Raw genomic sequence first — 17,498 nt, 5'->3', positions numbered from 1 at the left:
GCTTGTGTCACTGGGGTCCGGTTTTCAGCGAGCCGTCGATGTTGGATTGGCCGCCGTGTTTCCAGTCGCGGGCGGCGTGGTGGACCTGGGCGGTGTAGCCGAGCGCTACCTCATACCCGCAGACGACGACGAAGACGATCACTAGGCTGAGCTATGTGTCTGACTGCGTATTGGTGGAGGTCGACGACCACGTCGCCCTGATCACCGTCAACGACCCCGACCGCCGCAATGCCGTCACGAAGGAAATCTCGGCGGCGTTGCGCGCGGCCGTCGACGCGGCCGAAGCCAACGTCGACGTGCACGCGCTCGTCGTCACCGGTGCCGGCAAGGCGTTCTGTGCCGGCGCCGACCTCACCGCGCTGGGCGAAGCGACCGAGGACGGCCTGCGCATCATCTATGACGGCTTCCTCGCCGTCGCCAACTGCGCGCTGCCGACGATCGCTGCGGTCAATGGTGCGGCGGTCGGCGCCGGACTGAACCTCGCGCTCGCGGCAGATGTCCGAATTGCCGGGCCCGCAGCACTATTCGATCCGCGATTTCAGAAGCTGGGAATCCATCCCGGCGGCGGGGCGACGTGGATGCTGCAGCGCGGAGTCGGCCCGCAGGTCGCTCGCGCGTCACTGCTGTTCGGTATGCGCTTCGACGCCGAAGCAGCAGTTCGCTACGGCCTCGCGCTGAAGGTCGCCGACGATCCCGTCGCCGCCGCGCTGGAACTCGCCGCCGGGCCCGCCGCGGCCCCCCGCGACGTGGTGCTCGCGACGAAGGCCTCCATGCGGGCCACCGCCAACCCGGGTGTCGTGGACACCGAACAGCACCGGATCGCCGTCGATACCGAACTCAGGCCGCAGGCCACGTCGATCCTGTCCCCCGAGTTCGCCCAACGGTTGGCCGCCGCCAAGAAACGGTGAGGTTATTTCGTCATCGTCGCCAGGTTGTGCCACAGGTTACGCAGGCTGTCGGTCCCGCCGAATAGCGTGGTGAAGTGCGTGGAGTCGATCAGAACGATGTCCCCGGAGCGCTGACCCGACGGTGGCATCCAGATCAGGGCGTTGAACTCCGCGTTGCCTGCCTCGGTGAACGGGTGCGGCCGGTTGGGATCGACGCGCTGGCGCCCGAGCACCCGCAAGTCATCGCTTTCCGGCGCCATCAGCTCGTAGTGCGGCAGGTGCGGGTGGAAGTTGAAGGTGGTGACGTTGTCGAGCAGGCACGCATTGTCCAGATCCCGGAAACCGGTGAGCGGCGCGATGTCCTTGGTGCCTTCGACCACCGCGGGACGCAGGCCCCACGTGTTGTGCACCGGCACCTCGAGCGCCTTCATCAGTGAGCGCGTGTACTGACTGAACCGCTGTTGTCTGGGCACCAACCGATCGCCGTGATGCTCGTATTCGACCTGGCGTTGCGCGAAGTCGTCGGTAAACCCGACGTCGTGGTGAGGCGCCAACAGCAGGCACTTACCCTCCTGCTTGAGCCACTCCTTGATGGCCGCGATCTCCTCCGGCGCGGCCTCCTGTTCGGAGAGCAGATGATCGAGTCCGAACACCATGAGAGTGTCGGTGTCGGCCAGGATGCGCTCATCGATCAGGAGTTTGTAGCCGGCCTGGTCGATGCGTTGGAAGACCGCCACGGGATGTCCGGTGGCCTCCTCGGCCAGTCCCTGAAAGTCCAGGGTGGACCGATGGAACAACTCCAAGGTTCCCGCGATGCCTTGAAGAAAGTTTGCCGCGTCGTACTCCGTAGTCTCGTAGGCCGGCCACGCGACGTTGCGCACCTCGGTTATCGTGGAGAAACGGTTGTAGACCTCCGCTGGATCACGCTGCGACTCCCAGGGATAACTCCACGTCCAATAGATGCTGACGCGCCGGGCGCCATTGTCCGGCCGGGTGGCATGGCTCTGGTTATAGGTCCGGGCCCGCGGTGGTGCAGTCATGATCGGTCCTTCAATTGGCGAGCGAGGCGAGATAGCGCAGCCCGTTGAGTCCCGGCAGGAAGAAGTAGCCACCACCCCTGAGCGTGGTGAAAGCCGGTATCCCCTTGTGCACCTTGCGGATCGGTCGCTTGGGAACGGTGAAATCGAGGGTTCTGTCCTGCGTTCCGCAGATCGGGTCGTGCTCGTTGCCGAGTTCGTGGAACGTCTTGTCGTTGATCCATACGTTCTGCGCGAACTCGAACTGGCGCACCAGGTCGGCACAGATGATGAACGCAGCGATGCCGCGGTCCACACCGTCGTCGGGTGCATCATCGGGCAGCGCCGGGCCGTAGGTCGCGCCGCGCCGGATCATCCGGCGGCGATTCATGTAGTGCGCGGTATCACGTGGATTCAGCCTCCGCGCATGCGACCCCAATGGGCACGCGTATCCGAGCGGATCCATCTCCTTGTAATTGAAATCGTTGTTGCGCATCGGGTCAGCGCCCAGATCAGGGTCGTCCCGATCGGGGCTGAGCACCAGCGGTGCGCCGCTTCGCCACCGCCCCATGAACTTCGCGGCGAGTAATTCCTCGCCCTCCGGCGTGTCGGAGTTCTCACGCAGATAGTCGCGGAACGCCCCGACGTGCTCCTCCAGCCGCCGATACGCCATATAGCTGCCGTTGCGGGACAACTCGTCGGGCTGTGGCAGATCTGCCGGCGGTCCGTTTTCGTCGGGATAGCCGAGGATGAACTCTCCCGGCTCCAGTGCCGCGCCGGAACCCGGGGTCGGTTCTTCGCCCGAGCCCTTCATCACGGGCTGCGACAGTCGATCGCGAAAGCCGAAGTGGTCATGGGCGTAGTTGAACGGCGGCGTCGCGTTCAGGTCGAGGAAGGACAGGCTTCGCACACCGTCGCACCGGGCGATCAGTGCGTCGTGCACACCGATACACCGGCGGTGTTCTTCCTCGGTGCGCGCGAACAGGATCGCGATGGCATGCAGGTCCTCGCTCGCAAGATCACCCACCCAGTTGTCCGGATGGCTCGCCCCGGTGTCGCCGAGAATGTCGGCACGGGCCGCCATGCCTTCGCGGAACGCATCGGGGAAGCCGGCAAGCGATTCCTCGGACACTCCGAGCGCCCGAAGTCCGTTGAAGGTGAACGCGAGCGTGATCCAGCGTTGGGTGCTGTCCATGCCGGCGATCGCCTCAGTGGCGGAGTCGACGCGGTCGATCAACTCCGACAGCCACGCCCGGCCGCCCGCCGGGTTGGCGAACGACAGGAACTCGTAGCGTCCCGTCATCGCCGGGGTGCGCGTGAGCAGGATGTGCTGGATGTCGTCGAACTCAAGCATCGGCGCAGGTTTCGGCGCGGTTCACTGCATCTGGTCGAGCATCGCGGAGAAGGCGGCCTTCAGCCGGAGCGCCTTCTTGATCTCATCGGCGGTCACGTACGGATACTCGCCGTACTCCAGGAAGCTCGGACACTGGTGCTCGCGGACGAACTTGACGAACGCCTCCGGGTTCTCCTTCCAATCTTCCGGGAACCCTTCGAGATTCGTGAACACCGTGGTGATACCGGTTGCGCTGAACAGTTGGACCGCGTCCTCGGTGTACTTGTCGAAATCCGTGTCGAAGATGCCCTGATACTGGAAGTGCAGGCCCGATCCGACGTCGAACAGCACCCACCGCAGGTAGTGCAACCGCAGCGGTGCGAGCACATCGGGGCTTCCGGCGATGGCCTCCTCGATCTGTTTGCCGTAGGCCCGGACCACCTCTTCGCGTCCCTCCTTGACCTTCGCGATGATGGAGAAGCCGTAGCAGGCCGGTGTCCTCGGATAGACCGGCCCGTAGCGGCCTCGATCTAGCTCGAAATACCCCTCTTCCGGAATTGCCATCGCCGCCGGCTTGGCCCACTTTTCGTCCTTCGCCGCCATATCGGCCCCTCCTGAGGATCTCGGCTGACATCGCCAGTAAACACCCGATTACGCGCTGACAGTGCCAATTTGGCAACGCGGGGCCGCCTTGGGGAAAGCAATTCGTGGCGGGGGTAGCACAACTAATATTTAAGTAAGTTCGCCTATCGACATAGCGAATTCCTTCAGATGACAAGAAAATTCCGGTCGGCGAAATCGCGAATCCGCCCCGCGTTCACTGGTATCGATTTACGCTCCGCCCAGAGTGGTTCCGGTGCGTTGCCGGGGAGCGTCTTCGCGGCGGGCCGCCTTATCGAGGAGGGAGCTGCCGTGCCATTGAGACAGCGCTACCTGATTTTGGGAATTGCCATAACGGTGATGCCGGTCGCGGTCACCGTCGCATCACCGGCCTCGGCGGAGTGCGTCAACGCCGGTGGGTCCACCGTGTGCGCACAGGGCGCGGTCCGCGGCGGCGGTCCCACACCCCCGTCGGCGGGCCCGTTCTACCCGTCCTATTGCTCCGACCCCTGGTATTGCGACGACGGCTGGGGGATCGACATCGACCTCAACCCCGGTCGTCCCGGCCGCCCCGGCGGAGGCGGAGGCATAGGACCGCGCTGACCTTCTTGACTGTGTCGCACCACCATTGAACGAAGGAGCTCACCATGTTGAAAGCTTTTCGAGGCGTCATCATCGCCACCGCGGTTGCGGGCTCGCTGCTGGCCGGAACCGCCGCAACCGCCGCCGCCGACCCGCCCAACTGCACTGCCGCCGACTTGGCCGGCGTGATGTCCGGCGTGTCTGCCGGGACGTCGTCCTACCTCTTCACCCATCCGGATGTGAACAACTTCTTCACCAGCCTCAAAGGCAAGTCCAGGGATGAGATCGTGTCGGCGGTCCAGGGGTATATGGACGCCAACCCGCAGATACGGGACGAACTGAGGGCTGTCAGGCAGCCGGCGGCCGACTTCCGGGATCGCTGCAACGCGCCGCTGCCTGATATGCCGATGGGCTAGAGGTCGAGTAGCGCCACATCGGGCGCCTCGATCAAGGTGCGAAGCTCACCAAGGAACGCCGCGGCTTGCGCGCCGTCGACGATCCGGTGGTCGAACGCGCACGTCACCGTCATCGTCGGCCGTGCGACCACCTCGCCGTCGACGACGACGGCCCGCGGTTTCAGCGACCCCATGCCGAGGATCGCGGCCTGCGGGTAGTTGATCACCGGCACACCCTCGTCCAGTCCGAGCGCGCCGAAGTTCGACACGGTGAAGGTCGAGCCCTGCAATTCCGCCGGTTTGAGCGTGCCTGCCCGCGCCTCGCGGATGAGCCTGGCCACCACGGCAGCCATCTCCCGGGTCGTCACGGCGTGCGCATCGCTGACGACAGGAACCAGCAGTCCGCGCGGCGCCGCCACACCAAACCCCAGGTGTATGGCGGGATGCAGATCTATCTGCGGACCGTCGGTGGTGTCCAGCCACGTCGAATTCAGCTTTGGATGATGGTGCAGCGCGATGGCCAGCAGCCGCAACGTGAGTACGAAGGATGTGATCGGCTCGTCCACCGCCGCCAGATCGCGCAATCGGTCGCGCAGTGACAGCAAGCCCGTGCAGTCGACCTGAACACCGGCGTGAGCATCGGGGATCTCCCTGCGCGACAGCGTCATTCGATGCGCCATCTCGGCCTGCACGCCGCGCACGGCGACCATGTCGTGGGTGGGTGCCGACCGACCCGCGGCGGCCAGCACATCCTCCCGCGTGATCACGCCGCTCGATCCGGTGCCGATCAGGCGGTCGAGATCGACGTTCAACTCCGCGGCCAGCTTTCGGGCCGGCGGCTTGGCGCGTGGCCGCGTCTCGGCCGAACCCCGCCTGCTGGTGTCCATCGCGTCGTCGGTGCCGTAGCCCACCAACACCGCCTTGCGCGCCGCTCCGTTGCCTTGGTGCGCCGGAGCCGCCGGCTTGGGTTCGGGTTCTGGTTCCGGTTCGCAGGCGACGGGAACGGCCGTCGCGATGCGCACCAGAACCGAGCCGACCGTGAGGGTCTCGCCCTCCGCACCGCCGAGTTCGAGGATCTGACCCGCGTATGGACTCGGAATCTCGACCTCGGCCTTGTTGGTCTCGACCGTGCAGAGGGTCTGGTTCAGCTCGACCTCATCGCCTGCCGCGACATTCCAGCTGGTGATCGTCGCATCCTCCAACCCCTCACCGAGGTCGGGAACCAGGAAGTCCTTCACGCCCGCGCTCACGGTTGCTCCATCGATCGCTCGACACAGTCCAGTAGCCGGTCCGGACCAGGCAGCCACAGCTTCTCCAACCGCGCCGGTGGGTAGGGCGTGTCGAAACCGGTGGCACGCAGCACCGGTGCCTCCAGGTCGTAGAACAGCTCCTCCTGGATTCTGGCGGCCAGCTCGGCGCCGAAGCCGAGGGTGCGCGGGCCTTCGTGCATCACGACCGCACGACCCGTCCTGCGCACCGAGTCGGCCACGGTGTCGAAGTCGAGCGGGTTCAGCGACCGCAGGTCGACGACCTCCAGGCTCCAGCCGTGCTGCTCGGCCGCCAGTTCGGCGGCGCTCAACGCGGTCGCGACCAGCGAGCCGTAGGTCAGCACCGTGACGTCGTCGCCGGGGCGCCTGATCGCGGCCCGTCCAATGGGCAGCACGGGCGCGTTGGTGTCGACCGGTTCGCGCGCCCAATACCGTCGCTTGGGCTCCATGAAGATCACCGGGTCACGGCTCTGAATGGACTGACGCAGAAGCCAGTACGCATCCGACGGCGTCGACGGCACCACCACCTTCAAGCCCGCGGTGTGCAGCCAGTAGCTCTCGGTGGATTCCGAATGGTGTTCCACCGCGCCGATACCGCCGAACGAGGGGATACGGATGGTCACCGGCATGTCGACGTCACCGCGGGTACGCATCCGGTACTTCGCCAGATGGCTGACGATCTGATCGAACGCGGGCGCAGCGAAGCCGTCGAACTGGATCTCCGGGACCGGCACGAAACCACGGATCGCCATCCCGATCGCGATCCCGATGATCGCCGACTCCGCGAGCGGGGTATCGAAACATCGTTGATCGCCGAAGGTTTCGGACAATCCCTCGGTGACCCGGAACACGCCGCCGAGAGTGGCGACGTCCTCGCCGAATACCAGCACCCGGTCGTCGGCGGCCATCGCGTCATGCAGTGCGCGGTTGATCGCCTGCGCCATCGTCAAAGTAGGCGTCGTCGGCACCGCCGTCAGTACGGGACCGTGAGGCTCCGGCACGTCGTCGCCGTGCATCGCGGGCCGCTCGATGATCTGCGTCATTTTGCTCCTCGCGTCCGCAGTGTCACGTCACGCCTCCTTCGCCAACTCGGCCAACAGCTGTTGCCGTTGATCCACCAGGTCGGGCGTGATGTCGTGGTAGACGGTGTCGAACATCTCGGCGACATCGATGTCTTCGGCGTCGACCACCGAGTCACGCAACTCGGCGCGCAGCCGTTTCGACTTTGTCGCGACCCGCTCTTCCAACCGCTCGTTCCAGACTCCGACGGACGTCAGGTAGGTGCGGTAGCGGGTCAGCGGATCCCGCGCGGTCCACGGGTCGACGTCTTCGGTGGACCGGTACCGTGTCGGGTCGTCTGAGGTGGTGTGCGGACCCATCCGGTAGGTGATCGCCTCGATCAGGGTCGGGCCACCACCCTCACGCGCCCGCCCGGCGGCCTCGGCCATCACTGCGTAACAGGCCAGCACGTCGTTGCCGTCGACCCGGATGCCGGGCATTCCGTAGCCGATGGCGCGGTGGGCGATGGACGGTCCGGCCATCTGACGGTCGACCGGGACCGAGATCGCCCACTGGTTGTTCTGGATGAAGAACACGCACGGCGCCTGGTAGACCGCCGCCAGGTTCATCGCCTCGTGTGCATCGCCCTCGCTGGTAGCCCCGTCACCCATGAAGGCCACCGTCACCGAGTCTTCGCCGAGTCGTTGAGCGGCCATCGCCGCGCCGACCGCATGCAGGCCATGAGTGCCGATCGGGATGGCGATGGGTGCGCAGCACTTCTTGGTGAACTCGAGGCCGCCGTGCCACTTGCCGCGCCACACCGCCCCCATCTGGGCCGGCGTGATGCCACGCAGCAGGAATGCGCCGATCTCGCGGTACTGCGGGAAAAGCCAGTCGGTCTTGCGCAGACACGCTGCGGCGCCGATCTGGGAGGCCTCCTGGCCGCGACACGACGCGAACAGCGCCAGCTCGCCCTGGCGTTGCAGGTTGACGAACTCCCCGTCGAGGTCGCGGGTGACGGCCATCAACTCGTACAGCCAGCCAAGGGTCTCGGGCGGCAGCTCCCGGGAGTAACGACGCTCGGAAGTGGGGGTCCCGTCGGGCGCGATAAGTCGAATCGGGTCGAGGTCGACACGCGGCGACGCGTCAAAACCCATGGCCATACCGCCTCCTAGGGTCACTGACGACGGATCGCGCCGTCAGGCGACTGAGGTGCTCAGCACGGTGGCGGTAGAGCAAACCTCTGGTTGGAGGCCTGTCCGCTAGCTGCCTGGGTGTGGCGCTAACGCGACGATGCGCTCTGCCCGCCGCAGTACTGGGGCATCCACCATTATGCCCTCGAACTGGAAGACGCCCCTCTGATGATGCGCCGCGTCGATGACGTGTCGCGCCCATTGCACTTGTTCGGCGGTGGGTGCATAGCCGTCGCGGATCACTGCGACCTGGGACGGATGGATGGCCACCTTGACGTCGAACCCGACCGCGACCGCGTCGTCGACCTCGGCACGGAGCCCGTCGAGATTCTTGATGTCGAGGAACACCGAATCCAGTGCCAGCCGCCCATAGGCCTTCGCCGCCAGCAGCGATTGAGACCGCACGTGGCGGGCCACCTCGCGATAGCTCCCGTCCGGATATCGGTTGGCGGTGCCTCCCAGGACGGCGAACAGGTCCTCGGCGCCCCACATCAGCCCGTACGCATTGTCCACATAGGCCAGTTCGTTGACCACCAACGCCGCCAACGGAGTCTCGATCAGCACCACCACGTCGTGCGGCGCGAGCGCACTCACCTGCTCGGGCGATTCGGTTTTGGCCAGCATCACCGTGGAATAGCCGGTCCGCGACAGCGCCCGCAGATCGCGTTCGTGTTCCTCTGTCGAGCTGGGATTGACCCGGACGACAGTGCGGCCGGGGTCGAGTGGCACATCGATCAACGCCTGCCGGGCCGCCTCGCGGTCCTTGGCCGCCACCCCGTCCTCCAAGTCGAGAATGACGACGTCGGCCGCCGCAGCGGCCTTCTCGAACCGCTCGGGGCGGTCGGCCGGGCAGAACAGCCAGGCGGGCCCGGTCCGAGTCAACGCCACTATGCCTGCTCCGGACGTTTGCGCACCATGGTCTTTCGTGACGCCGTCGCCACGACGTCACCGTGCTGGTTGCGCCCGGTGTGCGCGAAGGTGACGATGCCCTCGCCCGGTCGGCTCTTGGACTCCCGCTTGTCGGTCACCTCGGTCTCGGCATACAGCGTGTCGCCGTGGAACAGCGGCTTGGGGAAGGCGACCTCGCCGAAGCCGAGGTTGCCGACGATCGTGCCCTGCGTCAGTTGGGCCACCGACAGGCCGACCAGGGTCGAGAGCGTGAACATCGAATTCACCAGGCGCTGGTTGAACGGGGGCAGCGCGTCGGAGAATGCCGCGTCCAGGTGCAGCGCCTGGGTGTTCATCGTCAACGTGGTGAACAGCACGTTGTCCGCCTCGGTGATGGTGCGCCCGGGCCGATGCTGGTAGAGCACCCCGGCCTCGAACTCCTCGAACCACAACCCGCGCTGGATGACGATTTTCTTGTCGCTCAAAGGCCTGCCTCCCGCGCGATCAGCATCAGCTGCACTTCGGTTGTCCCCTCGCCGATTTCGAGGATCTTGCTGTCGCGGTAGTGGCGCGCCACCGGATACTCGTTCATGAAGCCGTAGCCACCGAACACCTGCGTGGCGTCGCGCGCATTGTCCATGGCGGCCTCGCTGGCCACCAGCTTCGCGATCGCCGCGGCCTTCTTGAACGGTTTCCCGGACAGCATGAGTGCCGCGGCGTCATAGTAGGTGGCGCGTGCGGAGTGTGCACGGGCCTCCATGCGCGCGATTTTGAAGGCGATGGCCTGATAGGTACCGATCGCGGCGCCGAACGCCTGGCGTTCCTTCGCATACTTGACGCATTCGTCCACACAGCCCTGCGCGGCCCCGACGGACAGCGCGGCGATCGCGATCCGTCCTTCGTCGAGAATGCGCAGGAAGTTGGCGTACCCGCGACCGCGCTCGCCGAGCAGGTTCTCCTGCGGCACCCGCACGTCGTCGAAGCTCAGCGGGTGCGTGTCCGACGCGTTCCAGCCGACCTTGTTGTACGCCGGTTCGGCGGTGAAGCCTTCGGTGGGCACCGGCACCAGGATGGACGAGATCTCCTTCTTGCCATGCCCATCCCCCGTGACGGCGGTGACAGTGACCAACCTCGTGATATCGGTGCCCGAGTTGGTGATGAACTGCTTGGAGCCATTGATGATCCAGTGTCCGTCGTCGAGCTTGGCGGTGGTCCTGGTGGCCCCGGCGTCGGTGCCTCCGCCCGCCTCGGTCAGCCCGAAGGCACCCAATGCCTTGCCAGACGCCAACAGTGGCAGCCACTGCTGCTTCTGCTCGTCGTTACCGAACCGGTAGACGGGCATCGCGCCGAGCGACACACCGGCCTCCAGCGTGATCGCCACACTCTGGTCGACCTTGCCGAGTTCCTCCAGCGCCAGGCACAGCGCGAAGTAGTCGCCGCCCATGCCGCCGTACTCTTCGGGGAACGGCAGGCCGAACAGCCCCATGTCGGCCATCCCCGACACCACCTCGTACGGGAACGAATGCTCCTCGTCATGTTTGGCCGCGACGGGGGCGACCACACTCCTGGCGAAGTCGCGCACCGTCTTGGCGAGCTGTTCGTAGTGGTCGGGCAGCGTTCCGGTGGCCAGAAAATTGCTCATGATTCGTCATCCTTCGCATCTGCTGTATTGCCGGCTGTGCCGGCGGCGGTGATCCTCGCCAGCGGCTGGCCCACCTTGACCTGGTCGCCGACGGCGACGAGCAGTTCCACCACACCGTCGACCGGTGCGGCAAGCGCGTGTTCCATCTTCATCGCCTCGACGGTGACCACGACATCTCCCGTGTCGACGCGCTCGCCGTCCGCAACACCAACGGCGACAACCGAACCCGGCATCGGGCTGGTGAGCTCGGCGTCCCCGCTGCGTTCGTCCCCGGGCCGGACCGGCGCTTCCCGCACCTCCTCGACGACGGCCGTGTGGCCGCCGCCGGACAGCCAGATCCGACCATCGCCGGCCGCGACACGATAGTCGGTGCGAAGGTCATCCAGTGTGACGGCCAGTCGCTCACCTTCGAGAACCGCTGTGAACATGTGCTTTTCACCGTGCTCGACGACTGCGGTCGCGGAGCCGGGAGACCCGGTGAGGTAGACGTGGTCGGTGCGCTCGCCCGCCCGCAGTCGGAATGTCGTCGGTGCCCGCTCCCCCATCCGCCAACCCGACGGCACCTGCCAGAGGTCAGCCGGCGGGTCGGGCCAGCTGCGAAGCCACTTGTACGCGGCAGCCGCGATCAGTGCGTCGTCGCCCGGTAGCGCCGGGGAGAAATCGGGCGATCGACGGTCCAGCAGGCCGGTGTCGAGGCGACCGGCGGCCACGTCGGCGTCCGCGAGTAGAAATCGGAGGAACTCGATGTTGGTCGTGACGCCGAGGACCGCGGTATCGGCGAGCGCCCGGTCCAGCACGCGCAGCGCGCCGGGCCGGTCACCCGCGTACGCGATGACCTTGGCCAGCATCGGGTCGTAATCGCTGCCGACCACCGTGCCCTCGGCCAGCCCGGAGTCGACGCGCACCCCGGGCCCGGCCGGTTCGGCCAGGCCGATGACCTGACCGCCGGTGGGCAGGAAGCCGTTCGCGGGATCCTCCGCGTATACCCGCGCCTCGATGGCGTGCCCGCGCATCGCGATATCGTCCTGGCCGACCGGCAGCTTCTCCCCCGCCGCGATGCGGACCTGCAGTTCGACAAGGTCGACGCCGGTGACCATCTCGGTGACGGGGTGCTCGACCTGCAGTCGGGTGTTCATCTCCATGAAGAAGAACTCGTCGGGGCGGTCGGCGGAAACGATGAACTCGACGGTGCCCGCACCCGTGTAGTCGACACTGCGCGCGGTATCGCACGCCGCCGCACCGATTCTCGCGCGCGTCGCTTCGTCGAGAAGTGGTGACGGCGCCTCCTCGATGACCTTCTGGTGGCGGCGCTGAAGGCTGCACTCGCGCTCGCCGAAGTGCACCACATTGCCGTACCCGTCGGCGAGCACCTGTACTTCGATGTGGCGGGGGTTCAACACGAATCGCTCGATGAACAGCGTGTCGTCGCCGAACGCCGAGGCGGCTTCGCGGCGCGCGGAGACGAGCGCGGCCGGTAGTTCGGCGGGCTCCTGCACCACCCGCATGCCTTTGCCGCCGCCACCGGCCGACGGCTTCACCAGCACCGGATAGCCGACGTCCCTCGCGCCGGCGGTCAGGTCGGCATCGGTGAGCCCGGGGCGGGACACACCCGGCACGACCGGCACTCCGAACGCCGACACCGCGGCCTTCGCGGCGATCTTGTCACCCATGGTCTGGATTGCCGTAACCGGCGGCCCGATGAACACGATCTCCGCATCCCGAAGCGCGGCGGCGAATTGCGCATTCTCCGAGAGGAATCCGTATCCGGGATGGACCGCCTGCGCGCCGGTCCGGCGGGCCGCCTCGATGATGGCGCCGATGTCGAGGTAACTCTGCCGGGCGGCCGCGGGGCCGATGCCGACCGCGACGTCGGCTTCCCGGACATGGCGGGCGCCGGCATCCGCATCGCTGAACACCGCCACCGACCGGATCCCCATCGCGCGCAGGGTGCGGATGACCCGGACGGCTATCTCGCCGCGGTTGGCCACCAGAACGGTGTCGAAGGTATCCATCTGCGTCACATCCGGAATACGCCGTAGGAGATGGATTCCACGGGGGCTTGCCCTGCGACGGAAAGGGCCAGTCCGACAACGGTTCTGGTGTCAGCCGGATCGATAACTCCGTCGTCCCAGAGGCGGGCCGTGGAATAGTACGGATTGCCCTGATCCTCGTACTGCTGACGGATCGGCGCCTTGAAGCGCTCCTCCTCCTCCGTGGTCATCTCACCGCGTACGGTGGCCAACACGGATGCCGCCTGCTCCCCGCCCATCACCGAGATCCGTGCGTTGGGCCACATCCAGAGGAAGCGCGGCGAATACGCCCGGCCGCACATCGAGTAGTTGCCCGCGCCATAGGAACCGCCGATCACGACCGTGAGTTTCGGCACCCGCGCACACGCGACGGCGGTCACCATCTTGGCGCCGTGCTTGGCGATCCCGCCGGCCTCGTAGTCCCGGCCGACCATGAAGCCCGAGATGTTCTGCAGGAAAAGGAGTGGTGTCATGCGTTTGTCGCACAGCTCGATGAAGTGCGCGCCCTTCACCGCGGACTCGCTGAACAGGACTCCGTTGTTGGCCACGATCCCGACGGGCTGCCCGTGAATGCGCGCGAACCCCGCGACGAGTGTGCTGCCGTATTCGGCCTTGAACTCCGAGAATTCACCGCCGTCGACGATGCGGGTGATGACCTCGTGAACGTCGTAGGGCACCCTGGGGTCGACCGGCACCACGTCGTAGAGTTCGGTCTGATCGGCCACGGCATCAACGGTAGGCGTCACCTCCCAGGGAGGTTGCGATCGCGGGCCCAGCGTGGCCACGATGTTGCGAACGATACGCAACGCGTCACGATCATCGTGAGCCAGATGATCTGTGACACCGGAGATCCTGGAGTGCAGATCACCGCCACCGAGGTCTTCTGCGGTCACGATCTCGCCGGTGGCGGCCTTCACCAGCGGTGGCCCGCCGAGGAAGATCGTGCCCTGATTGGCCACGATGACGGCCTCGTCGCTCATCGCGGGCACATAAGCGCCACCCGCAGTGCACGAGCCGAGCACGGCAGCGATCTGCGGAATGCCCTCGGCGCTCAAGTTCGCCTGGTTGTAGAAGATCCGGCCGAAGTGGTCGCGATCGGGAAACACCTCGTCCTGGCGGGGCAGGAACGCACCGCCGGAGTCCACCAAGTAGAGGCACGGCAGCCGGTTCTGGCCGGCGATCTCCTGGGCCCGCAGATGTTTCTTCACGGTGATCGGGTAGTACGTGCCACCCTTCACCGTGGCGTCGTTGGCGACGATCATGCATTCGCGGCCCGACACCCGCCCGATGCCTGCAATGATTCCCGCGCCGGGACATTCGTCGTCGTACATGCCGTCGGCGGCCAGTGGGGCCAGTTCGAGAAACGGACTGCCCGGATCGAGCAGGCCGTCCACCCTGTCTCGCGGCAACAACTTTCCACGGCTGACGTGTCGCTCGCGGGACCGTTCGGAACCGCCGAGTGCGGCGGTGGCCAGCTTCGTGCGCAACTGATCGACGAGGGCAAGGTGCTCGTCGCGATGAGAAGCCCGCGGTGTCATCGATGAAACCTGTTCGGTTGAGTTAATGACGACTAACTCATGGTATGTTAGTCGCGATTAACTCAAGTGTCCACCAGGAGTTCGGAGGGCGCCAATGGCGACAACGAGGCAGGCGTCAGGGTCCTCCGCCACGCGCCGCAGCAGGGCGAAATCGGATCGACGTTCCCAGTTGATGGCCGCGGCGGAGCGATTGGTGGCCGAACGGGGATATCCGGCAGTCCGATTGGAGGACATCGGCGCGGCGGCCGGTGTGAGTGGTCCGGCGATCTACCGTCACTTCCCGAACAAGGAGGCTCTGCTGGTCGAATTGCTCGTGGGTATCAGTACCCGCTTGCTGGCCGGTGCCACCGACGTGGTCGCCCACGCCTCCAATCCCGAAGAGGCGCTCGACGGGCTGATCGACCTCCATCTGGACTTCGCCCTCGGCGAGTCGGACCTGATCCGTATCCAGGACCGCGACCTTCCCAGTCTGCCGCCGACGGCCAAACGGCAGGTGCGCAAGTCCCAACGCCAGTACGTCGAGATCTGGGTCGACGTGCTACGCCAACTCGATGACAGCCGCAGCGAATCAGACGCCCGCTTGATGGCGCACGCCACGTTCGGGTTGTTGAACTCCACGCCGCACAGCGTGCGGCCGGCTCTCGGAAAAACGACCGAGGCCAGCGCGCGGGCCGTTTTGAGAGCGATGACGGTCGCTGCGCTGACCTCGGTCGGTCAGGCTATTGACAACTAGTACCAGACTTTACGGCCGCCGACGGGACGTCCGACGCTGCCGAGAACCCAGAACACGGCACCGATGACGAGCAAGACGACACCGATGTATGTCAGGATCGAGATGCCGAAGATGACACCGAGAATCAGCAAGATGGCACCCAAGACGATCATGGCTACTCCATTTCTTTCTGAATTGGTAACGGCCAGTTGATTACTGGCTGGGCTGCGGGATGTTGCAGTTCGCTACCTTGGGATTGACACCGGCGTAGTTGAGCGGGCCGGCGACAACGGTCAGCGCAATGCTGCCCGCTGTGGCGCAATTGCTTTCGCCACCCTTGAAGTAGTCGCGCTGATACGCGGCTACCACGCCGATCAACAGCCAGACCAGCACTATGACGCCGAGCAGTCCGCCGCCTCGCATGCTGCGCCTCCATTCGTGTTTGCACCGGTCGGTGCGCAGCTGAGATTTACCCGCCGGACAATTGCGGTAAACCTTCCGACGGTCAAGATCAGGTCACGATGCGTCGGTGGGCGTGAAAGCCCGAACGAGCCACTCACACATGACCCTGACGAGCACCGCCCGGTTCTCGCGCTTGTCGATCTCATGGCCGTCGTCGTCGAACGTCAACAGTTCGACGGTGCGGCCGAGAGAACGTAAGGCGTCGAACATTTGCTGTGATTCCCCTGGGGGGACATTCGTGTCGTTCAGACCGTGCACCAGCAGCAGCGGCGCGGTCAGCGCGTCCACCCGCTGTAGCGGTGACAGCCGATCGAGTAGGTCGCGGTCGGCGACGGGGTGGCCGTACTTCGGATAGGCCGCCGCCGCGATCCACGGCTCGGTGTTGCGGTACCACGTGTTCAGGTCGCTCATGCCGCAGATGCTGATGCCTGCGGCGAACAAGGCCGGATGAAAAGCGAGCGCGGCCTGGGTCAGGTAGCCGCCATATGACCAGCCGCAGCAAGCGATGCCGTCCGCGGGCGCGAAGCCGTTGTCGACCAGATACCGGGCCGCGTCCGCGACATCGTCGATCGCGGCGAAGCGGCGTTCCTTGTCGTCGGCGTGCATGAACGCCCGCCCGAAACCGCCCGAACCGCGCACGTTCGGGAGGAACACGGTGATGCCCGTTTCGAGCAGCGGCGGGAAGAACTCGTTGTAGCCCGGTCGGCCCTGCCCTTCGGGTCCACCGTGCAGGAAGAGCATGGCGCCGATCGGCTCGACCCCCACCGGCGGGCGGAACAACCAGCCGGTCAGTTCGAGGCCATCGCGCGCCACGACGGTCTCCAATGTGGGGTCAGCGGTAGTGGGACCTCGGCTCGGTTCGCGGTCGACGGGCTCCCATTCCCGGGACCGAGGATCGACGAGTTCCACCGTCGGGGGGGTCGAGGGACCTTCCACCGTCATCGCCAACATCGAACCACCCGCGCTGATACTGAGCTCGCTGGCGACCAGCCCGGGCAGCGGGATCGGATCGTACAACGTGTAATCGGCATACTCGAGAATTTGCAACTCACTGGCGCCGTTGATGTTCCACAACATCGCGACCGTCGACAGGTCGTCACTGACAGCGAACTCGTCGAGTTCGTGGCCCGGGCGCTCAGCGAGCACCTGGTAGGAGACGCCGTCGGGGGTGGTGGTCACCTCGATCAGGCGGGCGTAGTCGGCACCGTTCTCGCTGCGGATCAGGGCGCGCACATAACCCTCGGCGCTGTTGAGGCCGTAGCTCTTCGCCGGCTGGTACAGCTCGGTGAGCTCGCCCTCGTAGCCAGACCGCAGCCGACGCGGGCCGTGATCGTCAAGGATGATGCCGAAGTCCGTCGTCGAGCCGGGATCATATGGAAGTAAAGCGATTTCGGTCAATCCGCGCAACATGATGAGGTCGCGGTAGCCTCGGGGTCCGACCCGCACCAGCGATGCTCCCGCCCACGCGTCGACGAGCCGGCCGCCCGATCGGCGGTCCAACACGACGGTCCCGCGGGTGGCGGGGTCGATCAGACAAGAGCTGCCGACGCCGTCGTCACCGGTCAGGATCGCGGCAACTTGTGTTCCGTCCCAACCGATCAGCTCGGCGGCGCCCTCTGGCACGCCCTCGGGCCACGTGTCGATCCGATGTGCATCGCGGTCGTCGGGATCGGTTGTCACCACCCATATTTGGCTTCGGGTACCGCCTTCTGGGGCGACCTGGCACGCCAGCCAGTAGCCGTCAGCGGAGTGGATGACCTTGGTGACGGCGCCCTCGACAGGTAGTTCGACGTCTCGCGAGGAACTCGCCCGCCAGCCCCGCAGGAATCGCTGCACCGCACGCGGGTATCCGCCGTCGTCGACGATATGGGCGAACGCCGTCGCATCCGGGGACATCGACGCGCCGTATACCCGGCGGACCTGCTTTCCCACTGTTCCGATTCTGCATCCTCG

The 17,498-nt window shown here is 65.9% G+C and carries 19 protein-coding genes; 4 read left to right on the top strand and 15 right to left on the bottom strand.

Features of this window, described 5'->3' with window-relative positions:
- Positions 1-7: 7 nt before the first annotated feature.
- Entirely contained in the window at positions 8-142 is a 135-nt protein-coding gene (locus ACVWWN_RS16290) for a hypothetical protein (RefSeq protein ID WP_457144806.1), read from the bottom strand.
- A gap of 13 nt (positions 143-155) precedes the next feature.
- On the opposite strand from ACVWWN_RS16290, the gene ACVWWN_RS16285 reads away from it, so the two are divergent.
- Positions 156-908, top strand: coding sequence for an enoyl-CoA hydratase (locus ACVWWN_RS16285; RefSeq protein WP_457144805.1), 753 nt, complete (start codon positions 156-158; stop codon positions 906-908).
- A gap of 2 nt (positions 909-910) precedes the next feature.
- Here ACVWWN_RS16285 and ACVWWN_RS16280 read toward each other — a convergent pair whose 3' ends face one another.
- The 3 genes from ACVWWN_RS16280 to ACVWWN_RS16270 are packed head-to-tail and all read right to left on the bottom strand — an operon-like array spanning position 911 to position 3,839.
- Positions 911-1,927, bottom strand: coding sequence for a hypothetical protein (locus tag ACVWWN_RS16280; RefSeq protein WP_457144804.1), 1,017 nt, complete (start codon positions 1,925-1,927; stop codon positions 911-913).
- Positions 1,928-1,937: 10 nt separating this feature from the next.
- Positions 1,938-3,257, bottom strand: a complete 1,320-nt coding sequence (locus ACVWWN_RS16275) for a Dyp-type peroxidase (protein WP_457144803.1) — start codon at positions 3,255-3,257, stop codon at positions 1,938-1,940.
- A 21-nt stretch (positions 3,258-3,278) separates the two neighbouring features.
- Positions 3,279-3,839, bottom strand: coding sequence for a hypothetical protein (locus tag ACVWWN_RS16270; protein WP_457144802.1), 561 nt, complete (start codon positions 3,837-3,839; stop codon positions 3,279-3,281).
- Positions 3,840-4,148: 309 nt separating this feature from the next.
- On the opposite strand from ACVWWN_RS16270, the gene ACVWWN_RS16265 reads away from it, so the two are divergent.
- The gene (locus ACVWWN_RS16265; RefSeq protein ID WP_457144801.1) at positions 4,149-4,439 is read left to right on the top strand and encodes a hypothetical protein; all 291 of its coding nucleotides are present in this window, start codon (positions 4,149-4,151) and stop codon (positions 4,437-4,439) included.
- Between the two features lie 44 nt (positions 4,440-4,483).
- Complete coding sequence (locus tag ACVWWN_RS16260) at positions 4,484-4,834, top strand: heme-binding protein (protein WP_457144800.1); 351 nt, start codon at positions 4,484-4,486, stop codon at positions 4,832-4,834.
- Here the strand turns inward: ACVWWN_RS16260 and ACVWWN_RS16255 are convergent.
- The 8 genes from ACVWWN_RS16255 to ACVWWN_RS16220 all read right to left on the bottom strand — a co-directional run bounded on the left by ACVWWN_RS16255 (position 4,831) and on the right by ACVWWN_RS16220 (position 14,371).
- Positions 4,831-6,063, bottom strand: coding sequence for a dihydrolipoamide acetyltransferase family protein (locus tag ACVWWN_RS16255; protein WP_457144799.1), 1,233 nt, complete (start codon positions 6,061-6,063; stop codon positions 4,831-4,833). The two genes, ACVWWN_RS16260 and ACVWWN_RS16255, sit on opposite strands and share 4 nt — an antisense overlap.
- Positions 6,060-7,124, bottom strand: a complete 1,065-nt coding sequence (locus tag ACVWWN_RS16250) for an alpha-ketoacid dehydrogenase subunit beta (RefSeq protein ID WP_457144798.1) — start codon at positions 7,122-7,124, stop codon at positions 6,060-6,062. Before ACVWWN_RS16250 ends, ACVWWN_RS16255 begins: the two co-directional genes overlap by 4 nt.
- Before the next feature lie 27 nt (positions 7,125-7,151).
- Positions 7,152-8,243 (bottom strand): pyruvate dehydrogenase (acetyl-transferring) E1 component subunit alpha, encoded by a 1,092-nt coding sequence (gene pdhA, locus ACVWWN_RS16245; protein ID WP_457144797.1) that lies wholly within the window; start codon positions 8,241-8,243, stop codon positions 7,152-7,154.
- Positions 8,244-8,342: 99 nt separating this feature from the next.
- Positions 8,343-9,161, bottom strand: a complete 819-nt coding sequence (locus ACVWWN_RS16240) for an HpcH/HpaI aldolase/citrate lyase family protein (protein WP_457144796.1) — start codon at positions 9,159-9,161, stop codon at positions 8,343-8,345.
- Positions 9,161-9,646 (bottom strand): MaoC family dehydratase, encoded by a 486-nt coding sequence (locus tag ACVWWN_RS16235; RefSeq protein WP_457144795.1) that lies wholly within the window; start codon positions 9,644-9,646, stop codon positions 9,161-9,163. Before ACVWWN_RS16235 ends, ACVWWN_RS16240 begins: the two co-directional genes overlap by 1 nt.
- The gene (locus tag ACVWWN_RS16230) at positions 9,643-10,803 is read right to left on the bottom strand and encodes an acyl-CoA dehydrogenase family protein (RefSeq protein ID WP_457144794.1); all 1,161 of its coding nucleotides are present in this window, start codon (positions 10,801-10,803) and stop codon (positions 9,643-9,645) included. The genes ACVWWN_RS16235 and ACVWWN_RS16230 overlap by 4 nt, the downstream gene beginning before the upstream one ends.
- Positions 10,800-12,815 carry an ATP-binding protein gene (locus ACVWWN_RS16225; protein ID WP_457144793.1) on the bottom strand — a complete coding sequence of 672 codons (2,016 nt, stop codon included), beginning with the start codon at positions 12,813-12,815 and terminating at the stop codon, positions 10,800-10,802. Before ACVWWN_RS16225 ends, ACVWWN_RS16230 begins: the two co-directional genes overlap by 4 nt.
- 5 nt (positions 12,816-12,820) lie before the next feature.
- Complete coding sequence (locus tag ACVWWN_RS16220; RefSeq protein WP_457144792.1) at positions 12,821-14,371, bottom strand: carboxyl transferase domain-containing protein; 1,551 nt, start codon at positions 14,369-14,371, stop codon at positions 12,821-12,823.
- Positions 14,372-14,465: 94 nt separating this feature from the next.
- On the opposite strand from ACVWWN_RS16220, the gene ACVWWN_RS16215 reads away from it, so the two are divergent.
- A complete protein-coding gene (locus ACVWWN_RS16215) occupies positions 14,466-15,104 on the top strand; it encodes an SACE_7040 family transcriptional regulator (RefSeq protein WP_457144791.1) in 639 nt (212 codons plus the stop codon).
- On the opposite strand, the gene ACVWWN_RS16210 is transcribed toward ACVWWN_RS16215, so the two are convergent.
- From ACVWWN_RS16210 to ACVWWN_RS16200, 3 genes are all read right to left on the bottom strand, one after another.
- On the bottom strand, positions 15,101-15,256 hold the full coding sequence (locus tag ACVWWN_RS16210) for a hypothetical protein (protein WP_457144790.1): 156 nt from the start codon (positions 15,254-15,256) through the stop codon (positions 15,101-15,103). The genes ACVWWN_RS16215 and ACVWWN_RS16210 overlap by 4 nt on opposite strands.
- 40 nt (positions 15,257-15,296) lie before the next feature.
- Positions 15,297-15,506 carry a hypothetical protein gene (locus tag ACVWWN_RS16205; RefSeq protein ID WP_457144789.1) on the bottom strand — a complete coding sequence of 70 codons (210 nt, stop codon included), beginning with the start codon at positions 15,504-15,506 and terminating at the stop codon, positions 15,297-15,299.
- Between the two features lie 93 nt (positions 15,507-15,599).
- Complete coding sequence (locus ACVWWN_RS16200; RefSeq protein WP_457149153.1) at positions 15,600-17,441, bottom strand: alpha/beta hydrolase family protein; 1,842 nt, start codon at positions 17,439-17,441, stop codon at positions 15,600-15,602.
- Positions 17,442-17,498 lie beyond the last annotated feature (57 nt).

The organism is Mycobacterium sp. URHB0021, assembly GCF_054057895.1.
Note: the sequence above shows the minus strand (reverse complement) of the source record. Positions and strands in the feature narration are given on the sequence as shown.

Coding starts and splice junctions, on each gene's coding strand:
- ACVWWN_RS16280 (WP_457144804.1), bottom strand. CDS start 1,927: ATGACTGCACCACCGCGGGCCCGGACCTATAACCAGAGCCATGCCACC.
- ACVWWN_RS16275 (WP_457144803.1), bottom strand. CDS start 3,257: ATGCTTGAGTTCGACGACATCCAGCACATCCTGCTCACGCGCACCCCG.
- ACVWWN_RS16270 (WP_457144802.1), bottom strand. CDS start 3,839: ATGGCGGCGAAGGACGAAAAGTGGGCCAAGCCGGCGGCGATGGCAATT.
- ACVWWN_RS16260 (WP_457144800.1), top strand. CDS start 4,484: ATGTTGAAAGCTTTTCGAGGCGTCATCATCGCCACCGCGGTTGCGGGC.
- ACVWWN_RS16250 (WP_457144798.1), bottom strand. CDS start 7,124: ATGACGCAGATCATCGAGCGGCCCGCGATGCACGGCGACGACGTGCCG.
- pdhA (WP_457144797.1), bottom strand. CDS start 8,243: ATGGCCATGGGTTTTGACGCGTCGCCGCGTGTCGACCTCGACCCGATT.
- ACVWWN_RS16230 (WP_457144794.1), bottom strand. CDS start 10,803: ATGAGCAATTTTCTGGCCACCGGAACGCTGCCCGACCACTACGAACAG.
- ACVWWN_RS16225 (WP_457144793.1), bottom strand. CDS start 12,815: ATGGATACCTTCGACACCGTTCTGGTGGCCAACCGCGGCGAGATAGCC.
- ACVWWN_RS16220 (WP_457144792.1), bottom strand. CDS start 14,371: ATGACACCGCGGGCTTCTCATCGCGACGAGCACCTTGCCCTCGTCGAT.
- ACVWWN_RS16215 (WP_457144791.1), top strand. CDS start 14,466: ATGGCGACAACGAGGCAGGCGTCAGGGTCCTCCGCCACGCGCCGCAGC.
- ACVWWN_RS16210 (WP_457144790.1), bottom strand. CDS start 15,256: ATGATCGTCTTGGGTGCCATCTTGCTGATTCTCGGTGTCATCTTCGGC.
- ACVWWN_RS16205 (WP_457144789.1), bottom strand. CDS start 15,506: ATGCGAGGCGGCGGACTGCTCGGCGTCATAGTGCTGGTCTGGCTGTTG.
- ACVWWN_RS16200 (WP_457149153.1), bottom strand. CDS start 17,441: ATGTCCCCGGATGCGACGGCGTTCGCCCATATCGTCGACGACGGCGGA.